This window comes from Parafrigoribacterium humi, assembly GCF_040227205.1.
Taxonomy (GTDB): Bacteria; Actinomycetota; Actinomycetes; order Actinomycetales; family Microbacteriaceae; genus Parafrigoribacterium_A; species Parafrigoribacterium_A humi.
Map to the genome: position 1 here is coordinate 70783 of NZ_JBELOA010000002.1, position 26476 is coordinate 97258.

The 26476-nt window shown below is 67.9% G+C and carries 26 protein-coding genes; 16 read left to right on the forward strand and 10 right to left on the reverse strand.

The genetic code is table 11. The annotated features are described in order from the left end of the window. Positions 1-14: 14 nt before the first annotated feature. Entirely contained in the window at positions 15-452 is a 438-nt protein-coding gene (locus ABUA28_RS04645; protein ID WP_349902782.1) for a Rieske (2Fe-2S) protein, read from the reverse strand. A gap of 155 nt (positions 453-607) precedes the next feature. On the opposite strand from ABUA28_RS04645, the gene ABUA28_RS04650 reads away from it, so the two are divergent. Further along, a complete protein-coding gene (locus ABUA28_RS04650) occupies positions 608-1132 on the forward strand; it encodes a sigma-70 family RNA polymerase sigma factor (protein ID WP_407075412.1) in 525 nt (174 codons plus the stop codon). Beyond that, complete coding sequence (locus ABUA28_RS04655) at positions 1129-1839, forward strand: anti-sigma factor family protein (protein ID WP_349902784.1); 711 nt, start codon at positions 1129-1131, stop codon at positions 1837-1839. Before ABUA28_RS04650 ends, ABUA28_RS04655 begins: the two co-directional genes overlap by 4 nt. A gap of 12 nt (positions 1840-1851) precedes the next feature. Here the strand turns inward: ABUA28_RS04655 and ABUA28_RS04660 are convergent, their stop codons facing one another. Next, positions 1852-2721: an acyl-CoA thioesterase gene (locus ABUA28_RS04660; RefSeq protein ID WP_349902785.1), complete on the reverse strand. Its 870-nt coding sequence runs from the start codon at positions 2719-2721 to the stop codon at positions 1852-1854. 81 nt (positions 2722-2802) lie between these two features. Here ABUA28_RS04660 and ABUA28_RS04665 point away from each other — a divergent pair, with 81 nt between their 5' ends. Then, a complete protein-coding gene (locus tag ABUA28_RS04665; RefSeq protein ID WP_349902786.1) occupies positions 2803-3480 on the forward strand; it encodes a hypothetical protein in 678 nt (225 codons plus the stop codon). Positions 3481-3486: 6 nt separating this feature from the next. On the opposite strand, the gene ABUA28_RS04670 is transcribed toward ABUA28_RS04665, so the two are convergent. After that, the gene (locus tag ABUA28_RS04670) at positions 3487-3906 is read right to left on the reverse strand and encodes a nitroreductase family deazaflavin-dependent oxidoreductase (protein WP_349902787.1); all 420 of its coding nucleotides are present in this window, start codon (positions 3904-3906) and stop codon (positions 3487-3489) included. 41 nt (positions 3907-3947) lie between these two features. Then, entirely contained in the window at positions 3948-5666 is a 1719-nt protein-coding gene (locus ABUA28_RS04675) for an FAD-binding dehydrogenase (RefSeq protein ID WP_349902788.1), read from the reverse strand. Positions 5667-6020: 354 nt separating this feature from the next. Here ABUA28_RS04675 and pdhA point away from each other — a divergent pair, with 354 nt between their 5' ends. The 3 genes from pdhA to ABUA28_RS04690 are packed head-to-tail and all read left to right on the forward strand — an operon-like array spanning position 6021 to position 9487. Beyond that, positions 6021-7142, forward strand: a complete 1122-nt coding sequence (pdhA, locus tag ABUA28_RS04680) for a pyruvate dehydrogenase (acetyl-transferring) E1 component subunit alpha (protein ID WP_349902789.1) — start codon at positions 6021-6023, stop codon at positions 7140-7142. Further along, positions 7139-8191, forward strand: coding sequence for an alpha-ketoacid dehydrogenase subunit beta (locus ABUA28_RS04685; protein WP_349902790.1), 1053 nt, complete (start codon positions 7139-7141; stop codon positions 8189-8191). The genes pdhA and ABUA28_RS04685 overlap by 4 nt, the downstream gene beginning before the upstream one ends. Further along, positions 8192-9487, forward strand: coding sequence for a dihydrolipoamide acetyltransferase family protein (locus tag ABUA28_RS04690; RefSeq protein ID WP_349902791.1), 1296 nt, complete (start codon positions 8192-8194; stop codon positions 9485-9487). It begins immediately after the preceding gene. Here ABUA28_RS04690 and ABUA28_RS04695 read toward each other — a convergent pair. Then, complete coding sequence (locus ABUA28_RS04695; RefSeq protein WP_349902792.1) at positions 9484-9993, reverse strand: mycothiol transferase; 510 nt, start codon at positions 9991-9993, stop codon at positions 9484-9486. The genes ABUA28_RS04690 and ABUA28_RS04695 overlap by 4 nt on opposite strands. A 65-nt stretch (positions 9994-10058) precedes the next feature. On the opposite strand from ABUA28_RS04695, the gene ABUA28_RS04700 reads away from it, so the two are divergent. After that, on the forward strand, positions 10059-10712 hold the full coding sequence (locus ABUA28_RS04700) for a VOC family protein (protein WP_349902793.1): 654 nt from the start codon (positions 10059-10061) through the stop codon (positions 10710-10712). A gap of 105 nt (positions 10713-10817) precedes the next feature. On the opposite strand, the gene ABUA28_RS04705 is transcribed toward ABUA28_RS04700, so the two are convergent. Beyond that, the gene (locus ABUA28_RS04705) at positions 10818-11405 is read right to left on the reverse strand and encodes an SACE_7040 family transcriptional regulator (protein ID WP_349902794.1); all 588 of its coding nucleotides are present in this window, start codon (positions 11403-11405) and stop codon (positions 10818-10820) included. Between the two features lie 169 nt (positions 11406-11574). Here ABUA28_RS04705 and ABUA28_RS04710 point away from each other — a divergent pair, with 169 nt between their 5' ends. The 5 genes from ABUA28_RS04710 to ABUA28_RS04730 are packed head-to-tail and all read left to right on the forward strand — an operon-like array spanning position 11575 to position 17756. Then, entirely contained in the window at positions 11575-13182 is a 1608-nt protein-coding gene (locus ABUA28_RS04710; RefSeq protein ID WP_349902795.1) for a carboxyl transferase domain-containing protein, read from the forward strand. Between the two features lie 5 nt (positions 13183-13187). Beyond that, a complete protein-coding gene (locus tag ABUA28_RS04715) occupies positions 13188-15230 on the forward strand; it encodes an acetyl/propionyl/methylcrotonyl-CoA carboxylase subunit alpha (RefSeq protein WP_349902796.1) in 2043 nt (680 codons plus the stop codon). Next, entirely contained in the window at positions 15227-16447 is a 1221-nt protein-coding gene (locus ABUA28_RS04720; protein ID WP_349902797.1) for an acyl-CoA dehydrogenase family protein, read from the forward strand. Before ABUA28_RS04715 ends, ABUA28_RS04720 begins: the two co-directional genes overlap by 4 nt. Next, positions 16447-16956: a MaoC family dehydratase gene (locus ABUA28_RS04725; RefSeq protein ID WP_349902798.1), complete on the forward strand. Its 510-nt coding sequence runs from the start codon at positions 16447-16449 to the stop codon at positions 16954-16956. The genes ABUA28_RS04720 and ABUA28_RS04725 overlap by 1 nt, the downstream gene beginning before the upstream one ends. Further along, positions 16953-17756: an HpcH/HpaI aldolase/citrate lyase family protein gene (locus ABUA28_RS04730; protein WP_349902799.1), complete on the forward strand. Its 804-nt coding sequence runs from the start codon at positions 16953-16955 to the stop codon at positions 17754-17756. The genes ABUA28_RS04725 and ABUA28_RS04730 overlap by 4 nt, the downstream gene beginning before the upstream one ends. Positions 17757-17759: 3 nt before the next feature. Here the strand turns inward: ABUA28_RS04730 and ABUA28_RS04735 are convergent, their stop codons facing one another. Both ABUA28_RS04735 and ABUA28_RS04740 read right to left on the reverse strand, forming a co-directional pair. After that, entirely contained in the window at positions 17760-18392 is a 633-nt protein-coding gene (locus ABUA28_RS04735) for a LysE family translocator (protein ID WP_349902800.1), read from the reverse strand. A 34-nt stretch (positions 18393-18426) separates the two neighbouring features. Then, on the reverse strand, positions 18427-19194 hold the full coding sequence (locus ABUA28_RS04740; RefSeq protein WP_349902801.1) for an IclR family transcriptional regulator: 768 nt from the start codon (positions 19192-19194) through the stop codon (positions 18427-18429). Positions 19195-19278: 84 nt separating this feature from the next. Between ABUA28_RS04740 and hutH the strand changes: the two genes are divergently transcribed. From hutH to hutI, 4 genes are all read left to right on the forward strand, one after another. After that, entirely contained in the window at positions 19279-20823 is a 1545-nt protein-coding gene (gene hutH, locus ABUA28_RS04745; RefSeq protein WP_349902802.1) for a histidine ammonia-lyase, read from the forward strand. After that, the gene (gene hutU / locus ABUA28_RS04750; protein ID WP_349902803.1) at positions 20820-22520 is read left to right on the forward strand and encodes a urocanate hydratase; all 1701 of its coding nucleotides are present in this window, start codon (positions 20820-20822) and stop codon (positions 22518-22520) included. The genes hutH and hutU overlap by 4 nt, the downstream gene beginning before the upstream one ends. Then, a complete protein-coding gene (locus tag ABUA28_RS04755; RefSeq protein ID WP_349902804.1) occupies positions 22517-23431 on the forward strand; it encodes an arginase family protein in 915 nt (304 codons plus the stop codon). The genes hutU and ABUA28_RS04755 overlap by 4 nt, the downstream gene beginning before the upstream one ends. A gap of 62 nt (positions 23432-23493) precedes the next feature. Continuing rightward, positions 23494-24663 carry an imidazolonepropionase gene (gene hutI / locus ABUA28_RS04760; protein ID WP_349903277.1) on the forward strand — a complete coding sequence of 390 codons (1170 nt, stop codon included), beginning with the start codon at positions 23494-23496 and terminating at the stop codon, positions 24661-24663. A 347-nt stretch (positions 24664-25010) separates the two neighbouring features. Here the strand turns inward: hutI and ABUA28_RS04765 are convergent, their stop codons facing one another. Together ABUA28_RS04765 and ABUA28_RS04770 are read right to left on the reverse strand one after the other, a co-directional pair. Then, a complete protein-coding gene (locus ABUA28_RS04765; protein ID WP_349902805.1) occupies positions 25011-25433 on the reverse strand; it encodes a globin in 423 nt (140 codons plus the stop codon). Then, entirely contained in the window at positions 25430-26443 is a 1014-nt protein-coding gene (locus ABUA28_RS04770; RefSeq protein ID WP_349902806.1) for a mechanosensitive ion channel family protein, read from the reverse strand. Before ABUA28_RS04770 ends, ABUA28_RS04765 begins: the two co-directional genes overlap by 4 nt. Between the last annotated feature and the right edge of the window lie 33 nt (positions 26444-26476).

Below are 26476 nucleotides of genomic sequence, written 5' to 3' on the forward strand. Positions count from 1 at the left end.
TCACCGCTGCGGACTCAGGCCGTGACGACCGAGCCGCCCGATACGGTCACCTTCACCTTGGCCAGCGGATGCACGGCGGGTCCGTTCGTGACGGCGCCGGTGGCCGCGGCGTAGGTCGACCCGTGGCAGGGGCACTCGAAGTCCTTCGCCGCGGCATCCACGGTGCAGCCCTGGTGGGTGCAGATCGCGCTGAAGCACACGACCTTTCCCTCGGTGGGCTGTGCCAGCAGCAGCGGCTTGCCCTCGACAGTGGCGGACAGGGTACCGCCGACGGGGATGTCGGAGAGCGAGGCGACGGTGGTGTTCTTCGGGAACTCCGGCCCGTTTGCCGCCGCATTTCCACCTCCCGCGCCGGTGCTGCAGGCGGCGAGCCCGACTGTGGTCACACCGAGAACGGTGGCGCCCCCGAGCGAGAGTGCTGCGCGGCGGGAGAGCGGGGACGACGAGTTCATAAGAGTCCTTGATCCTGAAACTGGTGTATGGAAGGAAACGGGTGTGCGGGTACAAACGCACCTTTCACCATAACCACGACGTCTGGGAGGATTCGGTTCACCGCTCTCAGCATCTGCGAAGGTGACTGAACCGAAGAGCTGTCCATAGCGTTGTCATGAGTGGAGGTGTTGTTGTGGCGGAGCCCCAAGAGCAGTTGCTGCGTGCACTGCACGACGAGCACGCGCCCGCCCTGTGGCGCTACGTCGTCTGGCTGACGGGCGACAGGGAGCTGGCGGAGGACGTCGTGCAGGAGACGCTGTTCCGCGCCTGGCGCAGGCCGCGGGTGCTCGACCAGTCCGCGGCATCCGCCAGGGCCTGGCTGTTCACGGTTGCCAGGAACATCGTGATCGACAACGCCCGAAGCGCCAGGTCGCGCAGGGAGATTGCGACGGATGTGTTGCCCGATCGGGCGTCTGCCGACCAGACCGACGCACTCCTCGACGCCTGGCTCGTGTCGGATGCTCTCTCCGGGCTGTCGCAGGATCACCGCCTCGTCGTCGTGCACTCCTATTACCTCGGCCAGTCCGTTGCCGAGATCAGTCGTGAGCTCGAGATCCCGGAGGGCACCGTCAAGTCGCGGCTGCACTACGCACTGCGCGCGCTTCGGCTGGCCCTGCAGGAGAGAGGGGTGACCCAGTGAGCTCCGCGACAGATCGCTACAGCGAGTGGGACGCCGCCTACCTGCTGGGTTCCCTGACGCCGATCGAACGGCGTGAGTTCGAGCTGCACCTCGAGGGTTGCGAGTCGTGCTCCGCGGCTGTGGCCGAACTGGCCGGGATGCCCGGGCTGCTCTCGAAGGTGCCCGCGGCAGAGGCGGCCCACCTTCGTGCCGACCCCGAGGCGGCATCCGTCGTTCCTGACACCCTGCTTCCGCGCCTGGTGCACGCGGTTCGCCGCAGGCGAGTCCGTGCGCGCGTGGTCACGTCGGCGGGCGCGACACTCGGCCTCGCTGCGGCGGCAGCCCTCGCCATCGTGCTCATCGTTCCGGTGACGATCACTGGCACAGCTCAGCCCACGGCGGAGACCATCTCGCTCAGCCAGGTGGTGCAGAGCCCACTGCGGGCGAGCATCCGTCTGGTCTCGCAGCCGTGGGGAACCAGGGTCGAGATGGACTGCCGCTACGCGACGGCTCCCGACGGGCACGGCTACAGCACCGAGACGCCGGGCAACTACGCGATGTGGGTGAGGGATGCCGCGGGTAACGCCACGCAGATCGCCACCTGGACGGCGGGCTCAGGCCAGGATGCCGAGCCCGCGGGCACGACGAGCCTCACCGTGCAAGAGATCGCGGCGGTCGAGGTGCGAGCGGTCGGCAGCGACGAGGTGCTGCTGCGTGGCAGACCCTAACGAGCCCAGACCCTAGCGGGACTTGACCCGCACCATGCCCTCTTGGGCAACGCTCGCGAGCAGAACACCATCGCGACTGTAGATGCGCCCCTGCGAGAGTCCGCGACCACTCGTCGCGGTCGGCGACTTCTCGACGTACAGCATCCATTCGTCGACGCGCCCGAAGCGGTGGAACCACATCGCGTGGTCGAGGCTCGCGACCTTGAGGCCCGGGGTCGACCAGGCAAGGCCGTGACGACGGAAGATCGGCTCGAGAATCGAGTAGTCGCTCATGTAGGCGAGGGCGGCGCGGTGCAGGTCCGGGTCGTCCGGCAGCGTGCCGATCGCCTTGAGCCACACGGCCTGGTGAGCCACGCGAGGGCCGTCGGCCGAGAGGTACAGCGGTGTGCCCACGTGGCGCATGTCGAAGGGGCGTTCGGTGGCCCAGTACTTCGCGACCGGATGGTCGAGGTCGCCGAGGGCCTCGGCGGCTGAGGGGAGAGACTCCGGGCCAGGCAGGTCACTCGGCATGTCGATCTGGTGCTCCAGTCCCTCCTCCTCATCCTGGAACGAGGCGATCATCGACAGGATCGGCAGGCCGTCCTGGTAGGCCTGCGTTCGCCTGGTCGAGAACGAGCGGCCGTCGTGGATGCGGTCCACCGAGAAGGTGATCGGCAGTTCGACGTTGCCGGGGCGCAGGAAGTAGCCGTGCATCGAGTGGACGATGCGTCCGGCAGCGAGCGTACGCTGCGCCGCGACGAGCGACTGCGCGAGAACCTGGCCGCCGAAGACACGCCCCTGGGGCATCCACTGGCTCGGCCCGATGAAGATGTCCTCCTCCGTGCGCGCCTGCGTATCGGTGAGATCGAGCGCTTCGAGAAGATTGGCAAGAGGGTCGTTCATGGTGCCTCCCGAGTGCGCCGTCGCGGCCAGAGAGTCCCGAAATGGATATACGCCCGCGGATGTAGGTAGTTTAGAGGTCACATGAGCCACACACTTTCTCTCGCTGACTCTCCCTCCCTCGATGACCTGCAGGTCTTCCTCGCACGCGCGGCCAGAGTGGAGGGCGGCTCAGTGCGCCTCATCGTCGGCTCAGGCGTTCTCGCCGTCTACGTCGCCGTGCTCTATCCGGCGGCTCTTCTCGACGAGACGCCGACAGTTCTCGGCCTGCGCACCTTCGCGCTCACGACGAAGGACCAGTTCGACATCGTAGTCCCTCTCGCCTCGCTGCAGGAGCGGCTGAGCAGGCTCCAGGGCGCGGAGACGGACCGCGACGCGCCCGTGGCGGTGACGCTGCCGATCGAGGTGAACACCATGACCTGGTCGGCGATCTCTCCGCCCAGGGGAGGCTGGCGGATGCTCGGAGACGCCGACCCCGCGCGTTTCGAATCCGCGGCGACGGCCGGCATCGAGGAGGTGGCCTCCGCGATTCCGACCGGCACGGGCGAGCAGCTGGTGCGGCAGGTGCGCCGGGAGGTGTGGGGTAGGCCGATGGTCGGGCTTGAGCACATCCCGGCCGGTGGTTCCTTTGCCGCCCACACCCTGGGCTTCCTCGCGCCGGACGACGCGGTTCGCGTCTACGAGACCGGCCCGTGGACGAGGCTCACCACCAGGCGAGGACACGTATTGATCAAGCGCCCCGCCTGGAGCCTGCAGCGCTGAGCCTACCTAGTTCGTACGGTTCAGTTTCACGACCGGAATGATGCGCGTTGTCTTCGTCTGGTAGTCGGCGAACCCGGGGTTCGCGGCGCTGAAGATGGCGAAGAGACGATCGCGTTCTGGGCGCTCGAGCACCTCTGCCGTGGCATCGAAGGTGACGATTCCGGCATCCGTCGACTGCTCGACGTGAACCTCGGGATTCGCCACGAGGTTGTGATACCAGTCAGGGCTCGTCGGTGCTCCCGCTTTCGAGGCGATCACATAGATCGAGTCGCCCTCGGTGAAGTACATCATCGGCGCGACGCGTGGCAGGCCGGATTTCGCTCCCGTCGTGGTGAGCAGGAGCAGGTGTGCGCCCGCGAATGGGCCACCGACCCGTCCGTCGTTAGCGTGAAACTCCGCGATGATGTTGTCATTCCAATTGGTCATGGTGACCAAAACCCTACAAAGAGTGTCGCTATTCCGACGAATCAGAGCGAGGCGACGGCTCGGCCAGCAACCCTCCCGCTGAACAGGCATCCGCCGAGGAAGGTTCCCTCCAGCGCGCGGTAGCCGTGCAGGCCGCCGCCGCCGAACCCGCTCGCCTCGCCCGCCGCATACAGGCCGGTGATGGGGGAGCCCTCGGAATCCAGCGCCTGCGCGTCGAGGTTGGTCTGGATGCCGCCCAGGCTCTTGCGGGTGAGGACGTGCAGCTTCACCGCGATGAGCGGCCCGGCCTTCGGGTCCAGCAGTTTGTGCGGGCTCGCGACGCGGATCAATTTGTCACCCCAGTAGTGCCTGGCCTGCCTGATCGCGTTGACCTGGGCATCCTTCGAGAAGTCGTTGTCGAACTCGCGGTCGCGGGCGCGCACCTCGCGTTCGATCTGCTGCGCATCGAGCGGCGCGTCGGGGGAGAGCTTCTGCATCCCCTCGATGAGTTCGGCCAGGGTGTCCGCGACAATGAAGTCCGCGCCCTTGGCCTTGAACGCCTCGACCGGGCCGGGCGCGCCCTTCTTCACCCGCTGCAGCAGCAGTCCGATGTCCTTCCCGGTGAGATCGGGATTCTGCTCGCTGCCCGAGAGGGCGAACTCCTTCTCGATGATCTTCTGGGTGAGGATGAACCAGCTGTGGTCGTAGCCGGTCGACACGATGTGCTCGAGAGTGCCGAGGGTGTCGAATCCTGGGAACAGGGGGACGGGCAGCCGCCTGCCGGTGGCGTCCAGCCAGAGGGACGACGGGCCGGGAAGGATGCGGATGCCGTGGCTCGCCCAGACCGGAGCGTGGTTCTCGACGCCCTCCACGTAGTGCCACATGCGGTCCTCGTTCACGAGGCGCGCGCCGGCCTTCGCGCTGATGCCGAGCATCCGTCCGTCGACGTGCGCGGGGACTCCGGTGAGCATGTGCTTCGGTGGCGTGCCGAGCCGCTTCGGCCAGTTCTTGCGCACGAGGTCGTGATTGCCGCCGATGCCGCCGCTCGCGACGATCACGGCTCCGGCGCGGTGCTCGAAGGTGCCCGTCTCGTCACGGTTGCTCGCCTCGCCGCGGGCCGCGTCATCCGGTGCCAGGGTCGCACCACGCACGCCGACGACCGCGCCGTTCTCGACGATCAGCTCGTCGACGCGGTGCCGGAACAGCACGTCGACGAGCCCCTGCTCCGAGCCGAGGCGCACCTTTCGCATGAACGGGGTGAGTACGCCCGGGCCAGTGCCCCAGACGATGTGGAAGCGGGGCACGGAGTTGCCGTGACCGGTTGCTGTGTAGCCGCCGCGCTCGGCCCAGCCGACGACGGGAAAGAACTTCACACCCATGCCGCGCAGCCAGGCCCGCTTCTCCTCGGCGGCAAAGCGCAGGTAGGCCTCGGCCCACTGGCGGCCCCATTCGTCTTCGTCGCGGTCGAAGCCCGCGGTGCCGAACCAGTCCTGCCGCGCGAGCTCGAGAGAGTCCTTCACCCCCATGAAGCGCTGCTCTGCGGAGTCGATGAGGAACAACCCGCCGAACGACCACCAGGCCTGGCCGCCGAAGTTCACGGGAGGTTCCTGCTCGACGATGAGCACGCGCTTGCCCGCGTCCACAAGCTCGGATGCGGCCACGAGCCCCGCGAGACCGGCACCGACGACGATCGCGTCGCTGGAGTCGGGGGACGAAGCGGAGGCGGGAGACGAAGCGGTGCCGCTCGGAACGGGCGTTGCCGCGTCAGGCTTGTCGGGCATCCGGAAACTCCTTTGTTTCGCGTGAAAGGTACTTCGCCAGTCTGCCAGAGCCGCTCGAGCCATTCAGCACCTCGTGGCGGGAGAAAACCTCTCACGGCTGGAGTCGTGACTCCCTCCGCGAGACGGTTATTCCCGCCACACGTGTTTTGTGCACGCAGGTGGCAGGTGGCAGGTGGCAGATGAGCGGGCGGTTGGCGCGGCGCGCATGCTTGTCAATCTCAGGATCGACGGGTAACGTCGCCTTAACTCCGGGCAACGAGGCCTGGAGCCGGCAGCGATGCGATCCACCGCTGCCGTGATAGATCGTGCAGTGCCCGGCTCACCTGCCGGGGCGGCGGCGATCGAAGGAGAACCATGTTGCGCACGACCGCATCCGAGGAACACCTGGAGACCGAACTGCTCGGTCTCGACTTCGTCCAGCTTCTGACGCCGGACGGAACGCGCGTGACGAATCCGCGCTTCGACCCTCTGGTCGCCGACATCGGCACAGAGGAACTCAAGGCCCTCTACGAAGACATGGTCGTCGTGCGCCGCATCGACACCGAGGCGACGGCACTGCAGCGTCAGGGCCAACTCGGGTTGTGGCCTCCGCTGCTGGGCCAGGAGGCGGCGCAGATCGGCTCGGCCCGCACCCTTCGAGCGGACGACTTCGTCTTCACGAGCTACCGCGAGAACGGCGTCGCATACTGTCGCGGCGCGAGCCTCGCCGAACTCATGCCGGTGTGGCGTGGAACGGCCTCGTCGGGGTGGAACCCCTACGACATCGGGATGGCGACTCCGGCCGTCATCATCGGCGCGCAGACCCTGCACGCCACGGGTTACGCGCTCGGTTGCGCGATGGACGGCGTCGACTCGGTCGCCGTCGCGTACTTCGGCGACGGAGCGACCAGCCAGGGCGACGTCAACGAGGCGATGGTCTTCGCGGCCAGCTTCAACGCCCCGGTCATCTTCTTCTGCCAGAACAACCAGTGGGCGATCTCCGAGCCGGTGGGACTGCAGGCGCAGCGCCCGATCGCCGAGAGAGCCCCCGGCTTCGGCATCCCGAGCATGCGCGTCGACGGCAACGACGTGCTCGCCGTGATGGCGGCCACCCGCGTGGCGCTCGAGCGGGCCCGCAGCGGTGGAGGGCCGACCTTCATCGAGGCCGTCACCTACCGCATGGGGCCGCACACGACATCCGACGACCCGAGTCGTTACGTCGACCCCGCCGTGCAGGCGGAGTGGGCCGCGAAGGACCCGATTGCACGCGTCGAGTCATTGCTCGGCTCGCTCGGTGCGATGACCGGCGAGTTCACCGCCTCCGTTCGGCAAAAGGCGGATGCCGCGGCGAAGGAACTGAGGGACGCCTGCCTCGGCCTTCCCGACCCGGAGCCGCTCACGGTGTTCGACAACGTCTTCGCGACGCCGAACAGCTGGGTCGACCGGCAGAAGAGCCAGTATGCCGCCTACCTCGGCACCTTCGGAGGTGCGGAATGAGCGAGGCACTGATGGCGGAGCGTGCGACCGAGACGCGCGGTTCACAAACACTGACCCTCTCCAGGGCGATCAACTCCGGGCTGCGGCGCGCGCTCGAAGACGACGAGAAGGTCGTGTTGCTCGGCGAGGACATCGGCACCCTCGGCGGTGTCTTCCGCGTGACGGACGGGCTGCAGCGCGACTTCGGAGACCGCCGGGTGATGGACACGCCGCTCGCCGAGTCCGGCATCATCGGAACGGCGGTGGGGCTCGCCATGCGCGGCTATCGCCCGGTCTGCGAGATCCAGTTCGACGGGTTCATCTACCCCGGCTTCAACCAGATCGTCGCGCAGGTGGCGAAGCTGCACTATCGCACCCAGGGCGCGGTGAAAATGCCGATCACCATCCGCGTGCCCTTCGGTGGTGGCATCGGCGCCGTCGAGCACCACTCGGAGTCGCCCGAGGCCTACTTCGCACACACCGCGGGGCTTCGCGTCGTGAGCTGTTCGAACCCGCAGGACGCCCACACCATGATCCGGCAGGCGATCGCCTGTGACGACCCCGTGCTGTTCTTCGAGCCGAAGCGTCGGTATTGGGCCAAGGGTGAGGTCTCGATGGAACTCGGCCCCGACACGCTGTCGATGGAGAAGGCCCGCGTCGTCAAACCAGGCATGGATGTCACGTTCGTCTGTTACGGACCGCTCGTGTCGACCGCGCTGGATGCCGCGCTCGCGGCCGAGGCGGACGGCGTCTCGATCGAGGTGATCGACCTGCGCTCGCTCGCGCCGATCGACTTCGAGACGGTGGAGGCATCCGTGCGCAAGACCGGACGGCTGGTGATCACGCACGAGGCCGCGCAGTTCGCAGGGCTCGGTGCGGAGATCGCCGCGAGCATCACCGAGCGGTGCTTCGACTATCTGCAGGCCGCCCCCGCCCGGGTCACCGGCTTCGACGTGCCGTATCCGGCCGCGAAGCTCGAGGAGCACTTCCTGCCGAACCTCGACCGGCTGCTCGACGCCGTCGACCGGGTCATGTACAAGCGCAACTCACTCACGGGATGGGGCAAGTAGATGGCCGTCAGGGACTTCGCCCTGCCCGATCTGGGGGAGGGTCTCACGGAATCAGAGCTCGTCTCCTGGCGGGTGGCCATCGGCGACGCCGTCGAGCTCAACCAGATCATCGCCGAGGTCGAGACCGCCAAGGCACTGGTCGAGCTGCCGTCGCCCTTTGCGGGCACGATCGCGCAGCTCTACGCGGAGCCGGGAACGACTGTGCAGGTCGGCTCGCGGATCGCCGCGTTCGAGGTCAGCGATGGTGCCGGTGTTTCGGATGCCACTACTGATGCCGCTGCGGATGCCGCGGTCGAGCGCGAGCCCGTTCTCGTCGGTTACGGACCTCCCGTCGAGGGCGGAGCCCGTCCAGCGCGCAAGGCGCGCGTGTTCGATGGCGCGCCCACTCCGCGGATCACGCCTGCCGAGACCCCGTCCCGCAACCCCCGCTCCACCCCGCCCGTGCGCAAGCTCGCGCGAGACCTCGGCGTCGAGCTGACCGACCTCACCGGCACCGGCGATGGCGGTCTGATCACGCGCGAAGACGTCGAGCGCGCGGCCCACGCATCCGCGATGCCCCAGCCGACACCGGCTGGCAATCGGGCCGGAGACCGCGCCCGCGAGACCCGCATCCCGATCCGTAGCGTGCGCAAGCACACCGCCGCGGCCATGGTGTCGAGTGCGTTCACCGCCCCGCACGTGAGCGAGTTCCTCACGGTCGACGTCACGCCGACGATGGAGTTGATCGCGAAGCTCAAGGCGTCCCGCGAGTTCGCGGGGCTCAGGGTGAACCTGCTCACGGTCGTCGCGAAGGCGCTGTGCATCGCGGTGGCGCGCACGCCATCCGTCAATTCGCACTGGGATGATGCGGCGCAGGAGATCGTCGAGTTCGGCTACGTCAACCTCGGGATCGCGGCGGCGACACCGCGCGGCCTCGTCGTGCCGAACGTGAAGGATGCCGACCGTCTGAGCCTGGCGCAGCTGGCCGAGGCGCTGTCCGGCCTGGTCGAGACGGCGCGGGCGGGCAAGGCGAGCCCGGCAGACCTCGGCGGTGGAACCATCTCGATCACGAACATCGGGGTCTTTGGTATCGACGCGGGCACGCCCATCCTGAATCCGGGCGAGGCCATGATCCTTGCCATGGGTGCGGTCAAGCGGATGCCGTGGGAGTTCCGCGACGAGATCGCGCTTCGCCAGGTGGTGACGCTCAGTGCCTCCTTCGACCACCGCCTCGTGGACGGGGAGCAGGGCTCGAAGTTTCTTGCCGACGTCGGTGCGATCCTCTCCGACCCCGGCATGCTGCTCACGATGGTCTAGCGCGCGAGGAGCAGCCCGCGCAGGTAGGCGGCCTGGCCGGCGTGCTGCAGATTGTCAGAGAGCACGCTGACCAGGCGCACGCCGAGCGTCACCGGCGGATCCCAGGACTCGTCGACTACGCGGTCGAGGTCGCTTTCGGTGAGGCTGCCGAGCCATTCCGTGGTTCGTGCACTGACCGCGTCGTGATACCCGAGGAGCAGCGCCGGATCGGCCTGCACCGCAGCCACTTCCGCGGGGCCCTGGCCGTACCCGGTCGCCTCCGGCTCGAAGGGCAGGCCGAAGCGCTCATACCAGCCGTCGGAAGTCCATAGCTGCTCGAAACCCGCGGCATCGGCAATATGGTCGTCCTGGATCCTCGTGAGATGCCACAGGAGCCAGGCGACGGTGTTTCCGTTCGGATATGGCTTCGTCGCCAGCTGTGCCGCATCGAGGTCTTTGACCGCGCCATGCACGGAACCCTTCACGCGAGCCATCGCATCCGTCAGAATCTCACTGCTGCTGGTCATCGTGTCGCTCCTTGGAATTCTCTGAACAAGTGGCCACCGCCACGGCTGGCGCGGCAGAGTTGAGTATGGCCAATTCAACGCTCACTTCCTCCGACACAGCCGAACGTCTGGCGGGTACCGCGTTCGTGCACCTGCCTCCCTCGCTCTACGCCTCATATAAGACGGCTGACTTCGCCACCGCGACCGCGTTCGTGGTGCAGGTGGCGAGCGTTGCGGATGAGCTGAATCACCATCCCGAGATCAGGCTCGGCTACGGTTCCGTCGCCTTCGAGCTCAGCTCGCACGATGCGGGTGGAGTGACCGATCGCGATCTGGAACTTGCTGCGCGTATTCAGGCCATTGCCGACTCGATGGAGGCCAGCGCAGACACGAGACCGCCCGCCCGCTACACGATCGCCATCGATACGATCGATGCCGACGGCATCCGGGACTTCTGGCGGGTGGGCATGGGTTACGAGGAGAAGCGGACGGATGACTGGGTAGAGCTGGTGGATCCGCGCGGCATCGCGCCGACGATCTGGTTCCAGCAGATGGACCCGCCGCGCACCGATCGCAATCGCATCCACGTGGACGTTTACGTTCCGACGGCCGACGCAGAATCCCGGGTGCAGGCCACCATCGAGGCGGGCGGCACCCTCATGACCGACCAATACGCACCGGACTGGTGGGTGCTGGCCGATGTCGAGGGCAACGAACTCTGCGTCTGCACCGCTGACTAATTTCTCGCTGGTCGAGCCTGTTACCGGTGGTCGAGCTTGTCGAGACCTCCCGGAGAAGCAGCTCGTGGGTGAGGTCTCGACAAGCTCGACCTGCGGGAGAGAGAGTCAGGAAAGCCCGGCGAGGGCCATCTGCTCGAGGATGGCGCGGGTCGCCTGCGTGGCGTGGGCGCGGGCGCTGTGCGGAGTCGAGTTGATGAGCCCGAAGGTGGCGTGCGCGCGGATGCGCAGCGACTCCGTGTCTGTCCCCGGGTGAACGCGACCGAGCACCGCGACCCAGAGCTCGACATACTCGCGTTGCAGCGCGCGCACAGTGTGCTGGTCGTCGTCGGCAAGACTGTCGAGGTCGCGATCCTGCACTCGGATCACATCCGGGTTCACGAGCGCGAACTCGACGTGAAAGCGGATGAGCGAGCGCAGCGCGTCCTCGTCGTCCGCGGCTCCGGCGACGACTCCCTGCCCCCCGCTCACGAGCCTCTCGCTCACCCCGACCAGGAGCGCCGCGAGCACGGCCTGCTTGCTGTCGAAGTGCCGGTAGACGGCCGGGCCGCTCACGCCAACGGCAGATCCCAGGTCTTCGAGCGACACGCGGGCGAAACCGTTCTCGGCGAACAGCCGGGCGGCGGAGCTCAGCAGGGCCTGACGGCGGTCGGCCTTGGCGCGACCGCGCGACGTCGTGGCGACATCCTCGTTCATGCTGCCCCTTCTCGACTAACCGCTCGACACTGTAGACATTCCAGTTAATCATGACTAACCTAAAAGCCAGTTAGTCACAACTAACTGAAAAGCGCAACGGTGCGAACAGGCACCACCGCGAGAGCGTACAGGGCGCACAAACGCCGGTGCAGAAGGCTGAGGAGTGCCGATGGAGATCCTGAGCAGCCAGGTGGATGCGACAGGCGACGCGTTCCGGCGCAATAACGAGGCCCAGCGCGCACTCGTCGCCGAACTGCAGGAGAGACTCGCAGTCACTGCCCTCGGCGGACCGGAGCGCTCCCGCGAGCGCCACATCGCCCGGGGCAAGCTGCTGCCGCGCGAGCGGGTCGAACAGCTGCTCGACGACGGCAGCCCGTTTCTCGAAATTGCCCCGCTCGCCGCGAACGGCATGTACGGCGACGATGCGCCGGGCGCGAGTCTCATCGCCGGCATCGGCCTGGTAAACGGTCGCCACGTCATGGTCGTGTCCAACGACGCCACGGCCAAGGGCGGCACCTACTTTCCGATGACCGTCAAGAAGCACCTGCGGGCGCAGGAGATCGCGCTCGAAAACCACCTGCCCTGCCTCTACCTCGTCGACTCAGGCGGCGCGTTCCTGCCGCTGCAGGACGAGGTCTTCCCCGACGTGGACGACTTCGGTCGCATCTTCTACAACCAGGCCCGGTTGTCGGCCGCAAAGATCCCGCAGCTCGCCTCGGTCATGGGCTCCTGCACGGCCGGCGGTGCCTACGTTCCCGCGATGAGCGACGAGACGGTGATCGTGCGCGGCCAGGGCACCATCTTCCTCGGCGGGCCGCCACTCGTGAAGGCTGCCATCGGCGAGGTCGTCACGGCAGAGGAACTCGGCGGCGGTGAGCTGCACGCACGTACCTCCGGCGTCGTCGACCACTTGGCCGAGAACGACCAGCACGCGCTGCAGATTCTGCGTGACATCGTCTCGACGCTGCCGCAGCCGGAGGAGCCCGCCTGGGACGTGACCGAAAGCCGTGACCCGGTCGTCGACGAGGGCGAGCTGTACGGCGTCGTCCCGGTCGACGTGCAGGCCGGCTACGACGCGCACGAGGTCATCGCGCGACTCGTGGACGGGTCGGAGTTTCACGAGTTCAAGCGTGAGTACGGCACGACGCTCGTGACCGGGTTCGCTCGGCTGCACGGGCATCCGATCGGCATCGTGGCCAACAATGGCGTGCTGTTCGGCGAGTCAGCGCAGAAGGGCGCGCACTTCATCGAGCTGTGCGACCAGCGCGGCATTCCGCTCGTCTTCCTGCAGAACATCTCCGGTTTCATGGTCGGAACGGACGCCGAGGCCGACGGCATCGCCAAGCACGGCGCGAAGATGGTCACCGCTGTCGCCACGACCCGCGTCCCCAAACTCACCGTTGTCATCGGCGGCTCCTTCGGTGCGGGCAACTACTCCATGTGCGGGCGCGCCTATTCGCCGCGCTTCCTGTGGATGTGGCCCGCCAGTCGTATCTCGGTCATGGGCGGTCCACAGGCATCTTCGGTGCTCGCCACCGTCAAGCGTGAACAGCTCGAGCGCCGCGGCGAGGAGTGGTCAGCGGATGCCGAGGCGGCGTTCAAGGCGCCCATCGCGGAGCAGTTCGAGCGGCAGGGCAGCCCATACTATTCCACCGCGCGCCTCTGGGACGACGGCATCATCGACCCCGCCGACACCAGGATGGTTCTCGGCCTCGCCCTCGACATCTGCTCCAGGACTCCGCTGCCGGAGACCTCCTTCGGCCTGTTCAGGATGTGACGCGGATGTTCGAGAGAGTCCTCATAGCCAACCGCGGCGAGATCGCCTGCCGCATCATCCGCACTCTGCGCGCCCTCGGCATCCGCAGCATCGCGGTCTACAGCGACGCGGATCGCGGGGCCAGGCATGTCGCGCTGGCGGACGAGGCCGTGCGCATCGGCCCGGCGCCCGCGCACGACAGCTACCTCGACGCGGACGCGATCATCACCGCGGCGCGCGCGAGCGGAGCGCAGGCCATCCACCCCGGATACGGCTTCCTCTCGGAGAACGCGGACTTCGCCGTCAGGTGCGAGGCTGCGGGCATCGTCTTCATCGGGCCAGGAGTGAAGGCCCTCGGCCTCATGGGCGACAAGATCCGCGCCAAGCAGCACGTCTCAAAGGCCGGTGTTCCGGTGATTCAGGGCGTCTCCTCGCCGGGCCTCAACAACGAGCAACTCGAGGCGGCGGCGATCGAGCTCGGTTTTCCGATTCTGGTGAAGCCTTCGGCCGGCGGGGGAGGCAAGGGCATGGTGCCCGTGCACGCCGCCTCCGAGCTGACCGAAGCGCTCGAGACCGCCCGCAGGATCGCCTCCTCCGCTTTCGGCGACGACACGCTCTTGCTCGAACGTCTGGTCACGGCGCCCCGGCACATCGAGGTGCAACTGCTCGCAGACACGCACGGAAACGTCATCCACCTGGGTGAGCGCGAGTGCTCCTTGCAGCGTCGCCACCAGAAGGTCATCGAGGAGGCGCCGTCGCCGCTGCTCAGCGCAGAGACGAGGGCGCGCATCGGCGAGGCGGCGTGCACTGTGGCCCGCAGCGTCGACTACGTCGGTGCCGGCACGGTCGAGTTCCTGGTCTCCGCCGACCACCCGGACGAGTTCTTCTTCATGGAGATGAACACCCGGCTGCAGGTGGAGCACCCGGTCACCGAGCTCGTCACCGGACTCGACCTGGTCGCGTGGCAGCTTCGCGTCGCCGCGGGGGAGCACCTGACGATCGCGCAGGACGACGTCACTCTCACCGGCCACGCGATCGAGGCCCGCGTCTACGCGGAAGACCCGGAGAGCGGCTTCCTCCCGAGCACCGGAACGATCATCGCGCTCGCCGAAGCGGAGGGCGAGGGAATTCGGGTCGACAGCTCTCTCGTCACCGGCCTTGCGGTATCACCGCACTACGACCCGATGCTCGCCAAGGTGATCGCCTGGGGTACCGACCGGGCCGAGGCGTTGAACCGGCTGGATGGCGCGCTCGGCGACACCACCGTGCTCGGCGTCCGCACGAACCTCGAGTATCTGCGGGCCCTGCTCGCCGACGCGGATGTGCGCGCCGGCGACCTCGACACGACGCTCATCGAGCGCAGACTCCCTACCCTCGCGTTCCGGCATCCGGATGTCGTGCTGCTGGCCGCCGCGGCGCTGTACCTGGATGCGCAGCCGCACCCGGTCGGCGTCTGGCAGTCCCGCAGCGGCTGGCGGATGAGCGGCATTCCGCGCGCTCGCCGCTACACCTTCGCGACCTCGAGCACCGGTCGCGCGGAGGTGCTCGTCTCCGACGGCACCGCCACCGATCACACCGTCACGATCGACGGAGTGCAGCACTGTGCGCGGATCGATGTCGCGGATGCGGGCACAGCGCGCCTCGAACTCGACGGTGCTTCGAGCGCCTGGGTCGTCGCGCGCGACGGCGACACACTGTGGCTCGGGCAGACGGGATTCAGCTGGCCCCTCGGCATCATGAGTCGCGAGACGCAGATCGCCGAGATGCTCGACGGCATCGAGAGGGCCGAGAAGCCGACGCGCCCCGAGGTGCGTTCGCCGATGCCGGGAACGGTCGTCACCGTGTCGGCCACCGACGGCACCCGCGTCGGGCAGGGGGACACGATCCTCACCGTCGAGGCCATGAAGATGGAGCACCGGCTCACCGCCCCTGTCACAGGGATCGTCCGGACGACGGCTGCCCCGGGCGACCTGGTCAGGCTCGACCAGTTGCTCGCGACGATCACCACCGACCCCGCCACCACCGACCCCATCAGCACCGATCAGTTCAGCACCAAGGAGGAATCATGAGCCACAAGCTCGCCCCAACCCTCAGCTGCGGTCTCACCGAGGACGAACAGGACCTCGCAGACGCGGTCAGGGACTTTGCAGACACCGTCATCGCTCCGGCATCGTACGAGGCCGACCGCGCACACCGCCTGCCGATGAACATCGTCGCGCAGATGGGCGAGATGGGGCTGTTCGGACTCCCCGTTCCCGAGGAGCACGGAGGGCAGGGCGGCAGTTTTCTCACCCTGTGCCTCGCGATCGAGGCCATCGCCCGGGTCGACCAGTCGCTCGCCATCACGCTCGAAGCGGCGGTGGGACTTGGAGTCCTTCCTCTCTATCGGCACGGAACGGACGAGCAGAAGTCCAGGTGGCTGCCCGACCTCGTGGCAGGCCGTGCGCTCGCCGGCTTCGGACTCACCGAGGCCGAAGCGGGGTCGGATGCCGGGGCGACCCGCACGACCGCGAGGCTCGACGGCGACGAGTGGGTGATCAACGGCAGCAAGCAGTTCATCACGAACTCGGGCACATCGATCTCGAGCTTCGTCTCGGTCGCCGCGGTCACGGGAGAGCGCACGAGGGCCGACGGCAGCGTGGCCAAGGAGATCTCGACGATCATCGTGCCGCACGGTACCCCGGGGTTCACGGTCGAACCCGCCTACGACAAGGTCGGCTGGCGGGCCTCGGACACGCATCCGCTGACCTTCGACGAGGTGCGGGTGCCCGCATCCAACCTCCTCGGGGAGCGCGGCCGGGGGTTCGCGAACTTTCTCGAGGCGCTCGACGAGGGCCGCGTAGCGATTGCCGCTCTCGCCACGGGGGCCGCGGAGGGCTGCCTCAGCGAGGCGATCGCCTACGCGAAGTCCAGGGTCGTCTTCGGAGTTCCCGTGGCATCCCACCAGTACATCGCCTTCACCATCGCGAAGATGCGCGCGCGGGTCTACACCTCACGACTCGCCTGGTACGACGCGGCCCGCCGCTGTGATGCGGGACTGCCGTTCAAGACCGAGGCCGCGATGGCGAAGCTCGTCGCGAGCGACGCCGCAATGCAGAACGCGCGGGATGCCACCCAGATCTTCGGTGGCTACGGATTCATGAACGAGAGCCTCGTCGGCCGCCACTACCGCGACTCCAAGATCCTGGAGATCGGCGAGGGCACCAACGAGGTGCAGCTCATGATCATCGCGCGCTCCCTCGGTCTCGGCGAGACCCACCCCACCGTACCCACGAAGGCGGCCTGATGAACGAGAACGAGAAGGCGGATGCTCCCCGCGAGGTCGTGCAGCGCGGCCTCTGGTTCGAGGAGCTCGAGCCCGGCGTCCGCTACCTGCATCGCCCGGGCCGCACAGTGACAGAGGCGGACAACGTGCTGTTCTCGACTCTCACGATGAACGGGCAGGCTCTGCATCTGGATGCAGCGTGGTCGGCGACCCAGCCCTTCGGCCAGCGGTTGATGAACTCGATGTTCACTCTCGCGACCATGGTCGGCGCCTCGGTCGGCCAGCTGACCCAGGGCACCACCGTCGCCAACCTCGGCTTCAGCGAGATCACCTTCCCGCATCCGCTGTTCCATGGAGACACGATGTACTCGGAATCGACCGTGCTGGGCAAGCGCCTGTCGACGTCACGGCCCGGCCAGGGCATCGTCACCTTCGAGCACCTCGCCCGCAATCAGGACGGCGTGATCGTCGCGCGCGCCGTGCGCTCTGCGCTCATGTGGTGTGCTCCGACTGCGGAGGTCGAGCAATGAGTTTCGACCTCGGCCCCGCGATGCTGTTCTGCCCGGCGGATCGTCCAGACCGCTACGAGAAGGCCGCCGAACGGTCGGATGCGGTGATCCTCGACCTCGAGGATGCCGTCGGCGCCTCCCGCAAGGCGTCCGCCCGCGACGCCATGGTCGCGCACCCGCTCGACCCGGACACCACCGTCGTGCGCGTCAACGCCTTCGACTCCGGCTACTTCGCCGACGACCTCATGGCTCTCGGGCAGACCGCATACCGCACCGTCATGGTGGCTAAGTCGGAGGACCCGGAGCAACTCTCCGGGCTCGACCGTTACCGGGTGATCGCCCTGTGCGAGACGGCGCGGGGGGTGCTGGCCGCGCCCGCTCTGGCAACGACAAAGAACGTGATCGCGCTCATGTGGGGTGCGGAGGACTTGGTGGCCTCCCTCGGCGGCTCGTCGACGAGGTTCGCCGACGGCAGTTATCGTCACATCGCCCAACACGCCCGCTCGAGCATCCTCGTGGCGGCCGGGGCGTCGGGCAAGGCCGCGATCGACACGATCCATCTCGAGATCGCCGACCTCGACGGTCTCGCCGCCGAGGCCGAGGACGCCGCCGCCATCGGCTTCGCCGCGACCGCGTGCATCCACCCCGACCAGGTCGGGGTCATCCGGGAGGCCTATCGGCCGACGCAGGGGCAACTGACCTTCGCTCGCGAGCTGCTCGAGGCGGCCCGGAACGAGCGCGGCGTCTTCCGCTTTCGCGGCCAGATGGTCGACGGCCCCGTGCTGCGCCACGCGGAGCGCGTCGTGCGGATGAGCCGGTAACCCCTATTCGGCGACGCCGAGTGCGACCGTGCCGAGACCGAGTGCGCCGAGGATTCCGCCGGAGGTGCGCTCCAACACCGTGGTGACCTTCGGCCGGTTGAGCCAGGCATTGGCCTTCGCAGCGACCGCGGTGAGCACCGACAGATAGACGATCGCGATCACGGCATCCGTCGCGCCGAGGAGCATGGTGATGGCAAAACGGTCGCCGTGTGCCGGGAGAAACTGCGGCACGACGGCGAGGAAGAACAGGCCGACCTTGGGATTCATCGCGGTGGAGAGCAGGCCAGCGCCGAACGCCGAGAACCGGGCACGATGCATCGCGGGCGCGAGAGAGACCTGTCCCGAAACCGCAGCCCGCGACTGGCGGAAGGCCTGGATGCCGAGATAGACGAGGTAGAGGCCGCCGAGGATCTTGACGATGCGGTAGGCCTCCGCAGACTGCTCGATGAGCGCGGCGAGCCCGACGCCGACGAGCACAGCCCAGAAGATGGAGCCGACCCCCGAGCCGATACTCGCCGCGATGCCCGTGCTGGACCGGCGCATGCTGAATCGCAGGATGAGAAAGGTGTCGGGCCCCGGCGTGAGCGCGAGCAGCAGGCAGAGGCCGCAGAAGGCCAGGTAGGGCGCGAGGGTCATGAGCTATTTGACCACGAGAACCGCGGTCGTTCGCTCAGATCCTGCCCCGGATGCGCTGGCTCAGCGCAGCTGCGGCCCTGGCCGTCGCGAGTCCCAGGCGCTGCAGTTGCGGCTGATCGACCGTCGCGCCCCGAAAGGTGAGCCCGATCGCGGCGGCGGGGTACCCGTTGTGGTCGAGAACCGCGGTGGCCACGGAAGCGTAGTCGAGAGTGATCTCGCCGTCTTCCCGTGCCCAGCCGCGTTCGCGCACCTCGGCGACAATCAGGTCCAGCTCCGCGAGCGTGGTCGGCCCCGGGCCCGCGTGGGTCACGAGCGACGCGGCGGTGGGATAGAGCGCGCGGAGCTGTGCCTCCGGCAGGGCCGAGAGCATCGCGCGACCTGTCGCCGTCAGGTGTGCGGGCAGCCTCACGCCGATACTCGTCACCACCGCGGGCGCACGGTTCGCCGAGACCTTGGAGGCGTAGACGACATCCGAGTGGTTGAGCACGCCCAGGTGGGCGACCACGGGCATCCGCGTCTCCGAGACCAGGCGCTCCAGCAGCGGGCCTGCGAGCCTCGCGAGCGTGTTCGCGCTGAGCACGGAGGAGCCGATGTCGGAGATCAGCGGTCCGAGCACGTAGCTCTGGGTCTCGGGGGAATGCAGCAGAAAACCCTCGCCCTGCAGCACCTTGAGCAGGTGGTAGGTGGTCGAGCGAGGTAGCTCGAGATCGCGCGTGATGGTTGCCGCGCGCACGGGGCCGCTGTGACCGGCGAGGTATTTGATGATGCGGAGCACGTCTCGTGCCGCGGGAACAGAACTCACACGCCCTCCATATTGTCTCGTATCCCAGACACCATATCGCCCAAAGCCGAGTGGCAGGGATCGTTCTGAGGCTCTAATGAGTACATGGATACTGTCGTCCTCGGCCACGGCCCCCTGACCTTCGATGAGGTGGTCGCCGTGGCACGCCACGAGGCGCCCGTCGCGCTCGCGGGCGAGAGTAGATCCGTCATGGCGTCCAGCCGCGCCGTCATCGATGCGCTCGCAGAAGATACCGTTCCCCACTACGGCGTCTCCACCGGGTTCGGCGCACTCGCCGCGAAGCAGATTCCCACCGAACTGCGCGCCCAGCTGCAGCGCTCGCTCGTGCGCAGCCACGCGGCGGGCTCCGGTCCGGAAGTCGAGCGGGAGGTCGTCCGGGCGCTCCTGCTCCTGCGCCTCGCCACTCTCGCGACCGGCCGCGCGGGCGTGCGCGTCGTCGTGGCGGAGACCTACGCGGCCATGCTCAACGCCGGAATCACCCCCGTCGTCTACGAGTACGGCAGCCTCGGCTGCTCTGGCGACCTCGCCCCGCTCGCGCACTGTGCCCTGGCCGCGATGGGTGAGGGAGAGGTGCGGGATGCCGCAGGCACGCTCCGCCCGGCTGCCGAGGTGCTCGAGGCAGTGGGCATCGCCCCGCTCGAGCTCCGCGAAAAGGAGGGACTCGCCCTCATCAACGGCACGGACGGCATGCTCGGGATGCTCGTGCTCGCCATCACAGACCTGCGCGCGCTCGTGAGTACGGCCGATCTTGCCGCGGCCATGAGCGTGGAGGGTCTCACCGGCACCGATGCCGTGTTCGCGGCCGACCTGCAGGAGCTGCGGCCGCATCCGGGGCAGCGCGACTCCGCCGCCAACATGCGCGCGGTACTCGCGGACTCGCCCATGCTCTCGCGTCCCGAGGGCTTCACCCGCGTTCAGGACGCATACTCGCTGCGCTGTGCTCCGCAGGTGCACGGAGCGGTGCGAGACACGATCGATCACGCTGCCTCCGTTGCCGCCCGCGAGCTCGCGTCCGCGATCGACAACCCTGTCGTCACGCTCGACGGCCGGGTCGAGTCGAACGGGAACTTCCACGGCGCTCCGGTCGGTTACGTGCTCGACTTCCTCGCCATCGTCACCGCGGACCTCGCGAGCATGAGCGAGCGGCGTACCGACCGGTTCCTCGATGCGAATCGCAGCCATGGCCTGAACGCGTTCCTCGCGGACGATCCCGGCGTGGACTCGGGCCACATGATCGCGCAGTACACGCAGGCGGGGATCGTGAGCGAGCTCAAGCGGCTCGCTGCTCCCGCGAGCGTCGATTCGATTCCCTCCTCTGCCATGCAGGAAGACCACGTGTCGATGGGCTGGAGTGCGGCGCGCAAGCTGCGCCGCTCGATCGACGGGCTCAGCAGGGTGATCGCCATCGAGCTGCTCACCTCCGCCCGCGCCATGGACCTCCGGGCACCGCTGACGCCCGGGCCGGTGTCCGCTGCGGTGAAGGCACGGCTGCGCCGGGACGTCGACGGCCCGGGAGCAGACCGCTACCTGGCGCCCGAGATCGCGGCCGCACACCGCCTGGTCGTCGACGGATCGTTACTGGCGGCGGCAGCATCCGTCGTCTCGAAGCACGGAGGAGAGTTTCTATGAGCACCACCAGCGGGCCCCGGCCCGTGCGAGCCTTTCGTGGCAGCACCCTCAACACCCTCGGCTGGCCGCAGGAGGCCGCGCTCAGGATGCTGCAGAACAATCTCGACCCCGAGGTCGCCGAGCACCCCGACGAGCTCGTCGTCTACGGCGGCACGGGAAAGGCGGCCCGCAACTGGGAGAGCTTCGACGCGATCACGCGCTCGCTGGCCACACTGAAGAGCGACGAGACCCTGCTGGTGCAGTCCGGCAAGCCGGTCGGCGTGATGCGCACCCACGAGTGGGCACCGCGCGTACTCATCGCCAACGCGAACCTCGTGGGCGACTGGGCCAACTGGGACGAGTTCCGCAGGCTCGACCAGCTCGGTCTCACCATGTACGGGCAGATGACGGCGGGATCCTGGATCTACATCGGCACCCAGGGCATCCTGCAGGGCACCTATGAGACCTTCTCCGCCGTCGCGAACAAGCTCGCCGCCCGCAAGGGCGGGTCTGACGAGCACAGTGGCGGAACGCTCGCCGGCACGATCACCCTCACCGGCGGCCTCGGCGGCATGGGCGGCGCGCAGCCACTCGCCGTCACGATGAACGACGGCGTCGCGATCTGCGTCGACGTCGACCAGAGCCGCATCGACCGGCGCATCGAGCACCGGTACCTCGACGTGGAGGCCACCTCCCTCGAGCACGCGCTAGAGCTCGCCTACGCCGCCCGCGACCGCAGGGAGGCGCTCTCCATCGGCCTGCTCGGCAACGCGGCAGACGTGTTCCCGCGGATGCTCGCGAGCGGCGCAGAGATCGACATCGTCACAGACCAGACCAGCGCGCACGACCCGCTCGCCTACCTCCCGCTCGGCATCGCCTTCGACGACTGGCACTCGACGCGCGAGGCGGATCCGACCGGCTTCGCAGACCGGTCCCGCTCGTCGATGGCGGTGCAGGTGGAGGCGATGGTGGGCTTCCAAAACGCCGGGGCCGAGGTCTTCGACTACGGCAACAACATCCGCACGGAGGCCAAGACGGCGGGCTTCGAGCGGGCCTTCGAGTTTCCCGGGTTCGTGCCGGCGTACATCCGGCCGCTGTTCTCCGAGGGAAAGGGGCCGTTCCGCTGGGCTGCCCTCAGCGGCGACCCCGAAGACATCTACGCGACCGACCGGGCGATCCTCGAACTGTTTCCCGAGAACCAGTCGCTCGCCAAGTGGATCCACATGGCGCGCGAGCGAGTGCACTTCCAGGGCCTGCCCGCTCGCATCTGCTGGCTCGGCTACGGCGAGCGGGATCGCGCGGGCCTCAAGTTCAACGAGATGGTCGCCTCGGGCGAGCTGAAGGCACCGATCGTGATCGGCCGCGACCATCTCGACTCCGGTTCCGTTGCCTCCCCGTACCGGGAGACCGAGGCGATGAAGGATGGATCGGACGCGATCGCGGACTGGCCGCTGCTTAACGCGCTCGTGAACACGGCCTCCGGCGCGACCTGGGTCTCAATTCATCACGGGGGAGGGGTAGGCATCGGCCGCTCGATTCACGCCGGCCAAGTGACCGTTGCAGATGGCACCGCCATTGCGGCTGAGAAATTGGCTAGGGTTCTCGGCAACGATCCGGCGATGGGTGTCATTCGACACGCAGACGCCGGATACGACGAAGCCATCGAGGTCGCTGAGCGCCTGCACGTACGGATTCCGATGCGCGAAGGGGAGCAATGACGCTGTCGCACGATCCACTGTGGCCGCGCGCGGGAAGCTGGCCATCGCCCTCCGGCGGGCCCGTCGTCGATCTGGCCCTGCTCGGCGTCCCCACGTGGCGCACGTCCATCACGCCCGGCGGCGCGGGGAGCACACCCGCGGCGGTGCGTGCCGCGCTCAACTACTACAGCGAGTACTGGCCGGTCGATCGCTCGGCAACCCGGCGGGTGGATGCTCGCGCCCTCGTGGCGGAGGACTGGGGCGACTGCGAGGAGCCGGACGGCGCCGAGGGCGAGGCACGAGCCATCGAGTCCGTCGCGGCAGCAGCGCGGGCGGCGAGCCTGCTCGTCGTGCTCGGAGGTGACAACGCGGCGACTGTTCCGGCGGCTCTCGGCGTCTGGGGAGACCGAATCGGCACGGCCGGCCTCGTCACCGTCGACGCGCATCACGACCTGCGCGACGGCATCAGCAACGGTTCTCCCGTGCGCAGGCTCGTGGAGGCGGGGCTGGGCGGCACCCGTGTCGTGCAGGTGGGCATCGCGGACTTCGCGAACTCCGCGGAATACGCGGCGCGCGCGGCCGACCTGGGACTCACGGTGATCCACCGCGACGAAGTGGCCCGCAGGCCCATGGCGGATGTCATGGCCGAGGCCCTGGAGATCGCGGGGTCCGCGGGCGGCCCGATCCATGTCGATCTCGACGTCGACGTGTGCGACCGCTCCGTCGCCCCGGCCTGCCCCGCCGCCCTGCCCGGAGGCATCTCCGCCTACGAGCTGCGCGCGGCGGCGAGGGTCGCGGGGGCGCATCCCCTCGTCGAGTCGGTGGACCTGACCGAGGTCGACGCATCGACAGACACTCCCGATGGCAGAACGGTGAGACTCGTCGCGCTCTGCGTGCTCGAGCTCGCCGCGGCCGTGAGGATGCGCCAGTGAGCGGCACAGCGAAGACAACTCTGGTCGACAACATCGGCCTCCTGGTCACCAACAACCCGGCGATGGGCGACCTCACCGCGGAGCGCCGAGACGCAGCGATCGTGATCGAGGGCGGCCGCATCGCCTGGCTCGGAGACAGCACCAGGGCCCCGGATGCCGACGACCGCATCGACGCCGGTGGCCGCTGCGTCATTCCCGGCTTCGTCGACAGCCACAGCCACGTGGTCTTCGCCGGAGACCGGGCAGAAGAGTTCGAACGCCGCATGTCCGGGCAGTCCTATGCTGCGGGCGGCATCAACAGCACCGTCGCGGCGACGCGGGCGGCGAGCGACGAGACCCTGCTGCAAGGCGCGTCCCGGCTGGTCGCCGAGATGCGTGCACAGGGCACGACGACGGTGGAGATCAAGAGCGGCTATGGCCTGACAACGGCCGACGAGTCACGCCTGCTGAGAATCGCGAGACAGCTCACGGAGGAGACGACCTACCTCGGTGCTCACGTCGTGCCTCGCGAGTACGCGAGCGACCCGGCGGGATACGTCGACCTCGTGACGGGCGCAATGCTCGACGCCTGCGCTCAGTACGCGAAGTGGATCGACGTGTTCTGCGAGGGCGGAGCGTTCGGCGTCGACCAGGCCAGGAGCATCCTCCTGGCCGGGCGGGCGAAAGGGCTCGGTACCCGCATGCACTCTGGGCAGCTCGCCGTCTCCGGTGGCGTGCAGCTCGCGGTCGAGCTCGGCGCGGCGAGCGTCGACCACTGCACCTTCCTGAGCGAGACAGACATCGACGCCCTGGCCGCAGGCACCACGGTCGTCACCGCGCTTCCCGGGGCGGAGTTCTCCACCCGCCAGCGCTACCTGGATGCCCGCAGGCTGCTCGACGCGGGCGTCACCGTGGCCATCGCCACCGACTGCAACCCCGGCTCCAGCTACACGACGTCCATGGCCTTCTGCATCGCCGTCGCGGTGCGGAACATGCGGATGAGCCCGGCCGAGGCGGTCTGGGCGGCGACCGCCGGGGGAGCGGCGGCCCTCGAGCGCTCGGACATCGGCGTGCTGGCCGTCGGCAAGAAGGCGCACCTGGTCGTCCTCGATGCACCGAGTTATGTCCACCTCGCGTACCGGCCGGGAGTGCCGCTGGTTCGGACCGTTTTGTCCGCATATCCGTCCGAAACGACGGAATCGGCGGTTGTCCTCCAAAGAAAAGGAGGACGTGACACGGATATGACGTTCTAAACGTCGAATTTCGCACAAAAGTGCGCGACACTCCGGGAACTATCGGGGTAGTGTCGGGACGCTCTTCGCGACGAGCCAGGCCGCAGTTGAGCGGCGTCGCCGAGTCACAGCATGGAAGGCAGCTCAATAAACGCATGATGGCCGGCTTGGCCGTAGCGGCAACCCTGGGGATGCTCATGACTGGTTGTACAAACCAGCCGGCGTCCTCGGGAGACAGCGGCGACACGCCGACGGCAGAGACGCAACCTGCGGTTCAGGATGACTCCGAGTACGGCATCGGCCTCGGCGTAGGGTGATCGATCGCGGGTCGAGTGCTCGCGCCGCGATGTATCGAGACCGGTCGGGTGCTATTCCTCGAAGGTGTTAACCAAGAGGTGTGCCGAGCGCTCGAGGTAGTTCCACAGCGTCTCGTCGTCGAGCGGCGAGAGTTCCATCTGGTCGAGGGCAACTCGCATGTGTCCTAGCCAGCGATCGCGGGCATCCGGGTTGACCTTGTATGCCTGGTGCCGCAGGCGCAACCTCGGGTGCCCGCGCTTCTGGCTATAGGTCTCCGGGCCGCCCCAGTACTGTTCGAGGAAGCCGGTGAGACGCTGGATCGCGCCCTCGAGATCCGGCTGCTCCGGATACATCGGCAGCAACACCTCGTCTGCGGCGACGCCGGCGTAGAACAGCCGCACGATCCGCTCGAAGGTGGCCCTGCCTCCGACCCGCTGGTAGAAGGTGCTCGTCTCGCCGGGTTCCCTGGTGCTGGGCTGGAATGCGTCGCTCATGAGTCCTCGCGCTTGCGTGGTGCGCGGGGGGCGCGCGGTGCGGCCGGGGTGACCGGCAGCGGTCTCGTCTTCGGTGGCCGTGATCCGGTCACGGAGCCCGCACCCTCGTAGCCCGTGAGCATGGGAGTGTCGAGGGCGGGCAGGTGCACGCCCAGGGCGTCGAGGCTCTTCTTGAGGCGCGTGCGCAGCTCCCTCGCCACGTCATCCCTCGCGGTCGATCGCGTCTTGATCGCGAGTCGGATGACGAGGGCGTCCGCCGAGATCGACTCGAGCCCCCAGAGCTCCGGCTTCTCGAGGATGCGGCTGCGCCACTTCGAGTTCTGGGCGAGGTCCTGTGCGGTGGCGAGGATCGCCTCCTGTGCTGCGTCGACATCCGTCTCATAGGGGATGCTGAGGTCCACGATCACGCGCGCCCAGCCCTGCGACATGTTGCCGACCCGCAGGATCTCGCCGTTCCGCACGAACCACAGGGTTCCGTTGACGTCACGCACCTGGGTGACCCGGATGCCCACCGACTCGACGACGCCCGTCGCCGAGCCGAGGTCCACGACATCGCCGACCCCGAGCTGGTCCTCGATCACCATGAACAGACCGCCCAGCACATCTTTCACGATGTTCTGCGCGCCGAAGCCCAGCCCCGCGCCAAGGGCTGCGGTGAGCAGCGCGAACGAGCCGAGGATGGTCGAGTCGACCGTGTTGACGATGAGCAGCACGGCAACGATGAACAGCAGGATGCTGAGGATGTTGCCGAGTACAGATCCCAGCGTCCTTGTGCGCTGCACGAGGCGCACGGCGGCCAGCGGCGAGACCATGAGCGCCTGGGTGTCCTCAGCGCCCTGCTTCTTCTTCACACCGTTGACGATGCGATTGACCACGTAGCGCAGCACGAAGTGCAGCGCCCACCGCAGCAGCAGCGTGACGACGATGATGACAACGATCGACAACAGCTTTCCCCACGGCGAGGTCGAGAAGAAGCCGGCGATCACCGTCCAGAAGCTGTTCCAGGTCATTGCTCACCCACTCCGGTCATTGCAGGTTCACGC

Coding starts and splice junctions, on each gene's coding strand:
- hutI (WP_349903277.1), top strand. CDS start 23,494: ATGGGCGACCTCACCGCGGAGCGCCGAGACGCAGCGATCGTGATCGAG.
- hutU (WP_349902803.1), top strand. CDS start 20,820: ATGAGCACCACCAGCGGGCCCCGGCCCGTGCGAGCCTTTCGTGGCAGC.
- ABUA28_RS04710 (WP_349902795.1), top strand. CDS start 11,575: ATGGAGATCCTGAGCAGCCAGGTGGATGCGACAGGCGACGCGTTCCGG.
- ABUA28_RS04690 (WP_349902791.1), top strand. CDS start 8,192: ATGGCCGTCAGGGACTTCGCCCTGCCCGATCTGGGGGAGGGTCTCACG.
- ABUA28_RS04705 (WP_349902794.1), bottom strand. CDS start 11,405: ATGAACGAGGATGTCGCCACGACGTCGCGCGGTCGCGCCAAGGCCGAC.
- ABUA28_RS04765 (WP_349902805.1), bottom strand. CDS start 25,433: ATGAGCGACGCATTCCAGCCCAGCACCAGGGAACCCGGCGAGACGAGC.
- ABUA28_RS04720 (WP_349902797.1), top strand. CDS start 15,227: ATGAGCCACAAGCTCGCCCCAACCCTCAGCTGCGGTCTCACCGAGGAC.
- pdhA (WP_349902789.1), top strand. CDS start 6,021: ATGTTGCGCACGACCGCATCCGAGGAACACCTGGAGACCGAACTGCTC.
- ABUA28_RS04715 (WP_349902796.1), top strand. CDS start 13,188: ATGTTCGAGAGAGTCCTCATAGCCAACCGCGGCGAGATCGCCTGCCGC.
- ABUA28_RS04645 (WP_349902782.1), bottom strand. CDS start 452: ATGAACTCGTCGTCCCCGCTCTCCCGCCGCGCAGCACTCTCGCTCGGG.
- ABUA28_RS04755 (WP_349902804.1), top strand. CDS start 22,517: ATGACGCTGTCGCACGATCCACTGTGGCCGCGCGCGGGAAGCTGGCCA.
- ABUA28_RS04665 (WP_349902786.1), top strand. CDS start 2,803: ATGAGCCACACACTTTCTCTCGCTGACTCTCCCTCCCTCGATGACCTG.
- ABUA28_RS04700 (WP_349902793.1), top strand. CDS start 10,059: ATGGCCAATTCAACGCTCACTTCCTCCGACACAGCCGAACGTCTGGCG.
- ABUA28_RS04650 (WP_407075412.1), top strand. CDS start 608: ATGAGTGGAGGTGTTGTTGTGGCGGAGCCCCAAGAGCAGTTGCTGCGT.
- hutH (WP_349902802.1), top strand. CDS start 19,279: ATGGATACTGTCGTCCTCGGCCACGGCCCCCTGACCTTCGATGAGGTG.
- ABUA28_RS04695 (WP_349902792.1), bottom strand. CDS start 9,993: ATGACCAGCAGCAGTGAGATTCTGACGGATGCGATGGCTCGCGTGAAG.
- ABUA28_RS04660 (WP_349902785.1), bottom strand. CDS start 2,721: ATGAACGACCCTCTTGCCAATCTTCTCGAAGCGCTCGATCTCACCGAT.
- ABUA28_RS04725 (WP_349902798.1), top strand. CDS start 16,447: ATGAACGAGAACGAGAAGGCGGATGCTCCCCGCGAGGTCGTGCAGCGC.
- ABUA28_RS04770 (WP_349902806.1), bottom strand. CDS start 26,443: ATGACCTGGAACAGCTTCTGGACGGTGATCGCCGGCTTCTTCTCGACC.
- ABUA28_RS04730 (WP_349902799.1), top strand. CDS start 16,953: ATGAGTTTCGACCTCGGCCCCGCGATGCTGTTCTGCCCGGCGGATCGT.
- ABUA28_RS04685 (WP_349902790.1), top strand. CDS start 7,139: ATGAGCGAGGCACTGATGGCGGAGCGTGCGACCGAGACGCGCGGTTCA.
- ABUA28_RS04670 (WP_349902787.1), bottom strand. CDS start 3,906: ATGACCAATTGGAATGACAACATCATCGCGGAGTTTCACGCTAACGAC.
- ABUA28_RS04735 (WP_349902800.1), bottom strand. CDS start 18,392: ATGACCCTCGCGCCCTACCTGGCCTTCTGCGGCCTCTGCCTGCTGCTC.
- ABUA28_RS04675 (WP_349902788.1), bottom strand. CDS start 5,666: ATGCCCGACAAGCCTGACGCGGCAACGCCCGTTCCGAGCGGCACCGCT.